The 4021-nt window shown below is 70.8% G+C and carries 3 protein-coding genes; all 3 read left to right on the forward strand.

What is annotated here, in order from left to right; all coding sequences use genetic code 11:
- Nucleotides 1-986, forward strand: a 986-nt coding sequence (locus G6023_RS07500) for an ATP-binding protein (protein ID WP_241727747.1), incomplete at its 5' end; no start/stop codon positions are given.
- A gap of 198 nt (nt 987-1184) precedes the next feature.
- On the forward strand, nt 1185-1733 hold the full coding sequence (locus G6023_RS07505; RefSeq protein WP_182634788.1) for a hypothetical protein: 549 nt from the start codon (nt 1185-1187) through the stop codon (nt 1731-1733).
- Between the two features lie 132 nt (nt 1734-1865).
- Nucleotides 1866-4021, forward strand: a 2156-nt coding sequence (locus G6023_RS07510; RefSeq protein WP_182634791.1) for a proton-conducting transporter transmembrane domain-containing protein, incomplete at its 3' end; no start/stop codon positions are given.

Below are 4021 nucleotides of genomic sequence, written 5' to 3' on the forward strand. Positions count from 1 at the left end.
GGGCCGCGGGCAACGGCGTCACCGACCGGCCCGCGCACGGCGACCCCGCGCCAAATCTCCCCGCGCCCGACCACCCCGCGCCCGACCACCCCGTCGCCCGTCTGGAGCAGGACGACCTCCTGGGCGCGATCAGCGTGATCCGGCCGCTGTCCCGGTCCGGCACAGAGGAGCTGAGCCTGGGATCGATCACCCTCGACGACGTCGGGGACATGGAGGAGGTGCGGCAGGCGCTCACCGAGACGGTGCTGTGGCCGCTGCAGCACCGCGACTCCTTCGAACGGCTGGGGGTGCAGCCGCCACGGGGCGTGCTGTTGTACGGTCCCCCGGGCTGCGGCAAGACGTTCGTCGTGCGGGCCCTCGCCGCGAGCGGGCGGCTGACGGTGCACATGGTCAAGGGTGCCGAGCTCATGGACAAGTGGGTCGGGTCCTCGGAGAAGGCCGTCCGCGACCTGTTCCGCAAGGCGCGTGACTCGGCGCCGTCGTTGGTGTTCCTCGACGAGATCGACGCGCTCGCCCCGCGCCGGGGCCAGTCGGGCGACTCGGGCGTCGGCGATCGGGTGGTGGCGGCCCTGCTCACCGAACTCGACGGTGCGGAGCCACTGGGTGATGTGGTCATCCTCGGCGCCACCAACCGGCCCGAACTCATCGACCCCGCCCTGCTGCGTCCGGGGCGGCTCGAACGCCTGGTGTTCGTCCCCCCGCCGGACGCCGAGGCCCGCGCCGACATCCTCCGGGCCGCCGGCCGGGACGTCCCGCTGGCCGAGGACGTCGACCTGGCCGAGCTCGCGACCGACCTGGACGGGTATTCCGCGGCGGACTGCGCCGCCCTGCTCCGGGAGTCGGCGCTGACCGCGATGCGTCGCGACATCGACGCGGCCGAGGTCACCGCAGAGGACGTGGCGCGCGCCCGCCGCGCGGTCAGACCCTCTCTCGACCCCGTGCAGGTGGAGGACCTCCGGCAGTACGCCGAGCGTCGCGAGAGCTGAGCAGCGCGAGGGTGCCGCGCGCGGGGACGGGGCGCCACGGGCTTGCCGGGATTCACGCCGGCGGCCTAGAGTGTCTGACCATGCGGAAGATTCTCGTAGTATCCGGACGTAACGGGGCCTGACAGACCGGCACCCCCGTTGCGTGGTTGCTCCTTCTGACGTCGGTCATCTCACCGACGCACCAGAAGCGAGAACTCCATGACCCCCACGGCGAATCCCACGTTCGGCGGACCCCACGCGACCACCGGCTCTCCCATCTGCCCCTTCGCGGATCGATTCGGCCGCCGGCTGCCACGAGGGTTCGCCTCCGAGGCCGCGGGCCTGGACTGGCGCACGCTGCTCGACACCTACGCCCCGTCCTCCGACCGCTTTCATCTGGCCGATTTCTCCCGCCGCCCGCTGGGTCGGGGCATCACCGCCTACGAGGCGATCCTGGCCACCCGTGCCGCAGGGGACGCGCCCGGCGAGTTCACCGCCCGCCGCCTGACCACCGAGTCCTGCGGTGACGTCACCGCGATGTCCGACATGCTGGGCCAGGTCGGCGCGCGTGCGGAGATCGAGCAGTTCCACCAGTACGAGGGCCACCGGCACGGCGGCCACGCCTTCGGCGAGGCCGGATCGTGGTGCACGATCCTGCGCGCCAGCTGTGGTCGCCGCGAGACGTGGGCGCTCGGGTTCGGGCAGACCTCCACCGAGGCCTCGATCGCGGCGCTGCTCAGCGCCGCGACCCGTCTCCACCTGCGGTGAAGTCGGCTCAGAAACACCGTTCTGTAAAGTGATCACAGGAACCACGCCCCGGTCGACCACCGACTCCCCGCCGCCTCGCGGCGGATACGTCCGCATGTCGTCGTCCGTTCGACGCAAGGAAAGGAGCCGCCGGTGATCGTGATCCTCGCGGCCCATGCCGTGGCCGCCCTGATCGCGATCCCGTTGGTGTCCAGGTTCGGACGCCGCGCCTTCCCGCTCCTGGCGTTGGTCCCCGCCGCCGGCGCGGTCTGGGTGGCCGCGAACCTCGACCGGGTACCCACGGAGTCCATCCAGTGGGCTCCCGGCATCCACCTGGCGCTCGACCTGCGGATGGACGCCCTGTCCGCGCTGATGTCCCTCATCGCACTGGGCGTCGGTGCGTTGGTGCTGTTCTACTGCACCTGGTACTTCGACGACTCCGAACCGCGACTCCACCTGTTCGCCGCGGAGCTCGTCGCCTTCGCGGGCGTCATGTTCGGCCTGGTCGTGGCCGACAACATGATCCTGCTGTACATCTTCTGGGAGATCACCTCCGTTCTGAGCTTCCTGCTGGTCGGCCACTACGCCGAGCGGGCCTCGTCCCGGCGTGCCGCCACCCAGGCACTGCTGGTGACCACCCTCGGCGGCCTGGCGATGCTCGTCGGCATGATCATCCTGGCGCAGGAAGCCGGGTCGTACCTGCTCAGCGAGATCATCGCGGCCCCACCGTCGGGGCCCCTCGTCCACTGGGCTCTCGCCCTGGTCATCATCGGCGCGGCGAGCAAGTCCGCCATCGCTCCCCTGCACTTCTGGCTACCGGGGGCGATGACCGCCCCCACCCCGGTGAGCGCGTACCTGCACTCCGCGGCCATGGTCAAGGCCGGCGTCTTCCTCGTCGCGGCGTTCAGTCCCGGGTTGTCCGGCTCGTCCACCTGGCAGCTGCCACTCATCGCCCTGGGCCTGGTCTCCCTGCTCATGGCCGGGTGGCGGGCGCTACGCGAGACGGACCTCAAGCTGGTGCTGGCCTTCGGCACGGTGTCCCAGCTGGGTTTCCTGCTCGTGCTGGTGGGCATCGGCTCCCGGGACACCATGCTCGCCGGGCTCACCATGCTGCTCGCACACTCGCTGTTCAAGTCGTCCCTGTTCATGGCGGTCGGCGTGATCGACAAGACGACCGGCACCCGCGAGATCCGCGAGCTGTCGGGCCTCGGCCGCTCGCGGCCCGCACTGGCGGTGTTCTTCACCCTCGCCGCCGCCTCGATGGCCGGGCTCCCGCCCTTCCTCGGGTTCATCGGCAAGGAGTCCGCGTTCGCCACCGTGCTGACCGAGGGCCGACTACACGGGATGCCCGCGATTGTTGTCACCGCGGGCCTCGTACTGGGCTCGGTGCTCACCTTCTCGTACACCGCCCGCCTGGTCATGGGCGCATTCCGGGACAAGCCGACCTTCCCCGACGGGATCAGCCCCGCGGTCGCCGACTCGAAGCCCGTCAACCCGATGTTCCTCTCGGTGCCCGCGGTCCTCGCCGTCGCCGGCCTGGTGCTCGGCCTGTGGTCGGCGCCCGTCGAGAACCTCCTCGTCCGGTTCGTCGATGTCGCGTTCCCGCCCGGCAGCCCGTGGCGCGGAGACGAGGCCTACCACCTGGGACTGTGGCACGGCGTCGGCATCCCGTTGGCGCTCACGGCGGTCGTGTACGTGCTCGGAACCATGCTCTATGTCGCCCAGCGGACCGTCGAGCGGATGCAGTTCGAGTCGCCCGCGCTAGGTAACGCCGACCGCATCTACGACGCCGTCCTGCGCTTCTTCGACCTCTTGTCACTGCGCCTGACCGCGAGCATCCAGCGCGGCTCCCTCCCGCTGACGCTCGGCATCATCCTGTTCACCCTCGTGCTGTTCCCGTTCGCGTCCCTTATGGTCGGCACCCGCGAGGGCCTGCGGATGGAGCTGGCGGGCAACCCGGTCGTGCTGTTCGTCATGATCCCCATGACCGTCGCCGCGATCGCCGCCACCGTCCTGCGCAACCGCCTCGCCGCGGTGATCAGCATGTCCGTCACCGGCTACGGCGTCGCCATCATCTTCGCCTTCCACGGCGCCCCGGACCTGGCCCTCACCCAGGTGTTGGTGGAGACGCTGCTGATGCTCGCGTTCGTCCTGGTGCTGCGCACGATGCCCGCCGAGGTCCCGTTGTCGGACGGCTTCCGCCGGACCCGCGCCTGGCTCGGCATCGGGGTGGGCCTGCTCGTGGTGATCGTCGGCGCCTACGCGATCAACGCCCGCCAGCGGCCCGCCGTGTCCACCGTCTTCCCGGA

The organism is Dietzia sp. DQ11-71 (genome assembly GCF_014144995.1).
Classification (GTDB): Bacteria; Actinomycetota; Actinomycetes; order Mycobacteriales; family Mycobacteriaceae; genus Dietzia; species Dietzia kunjamensis.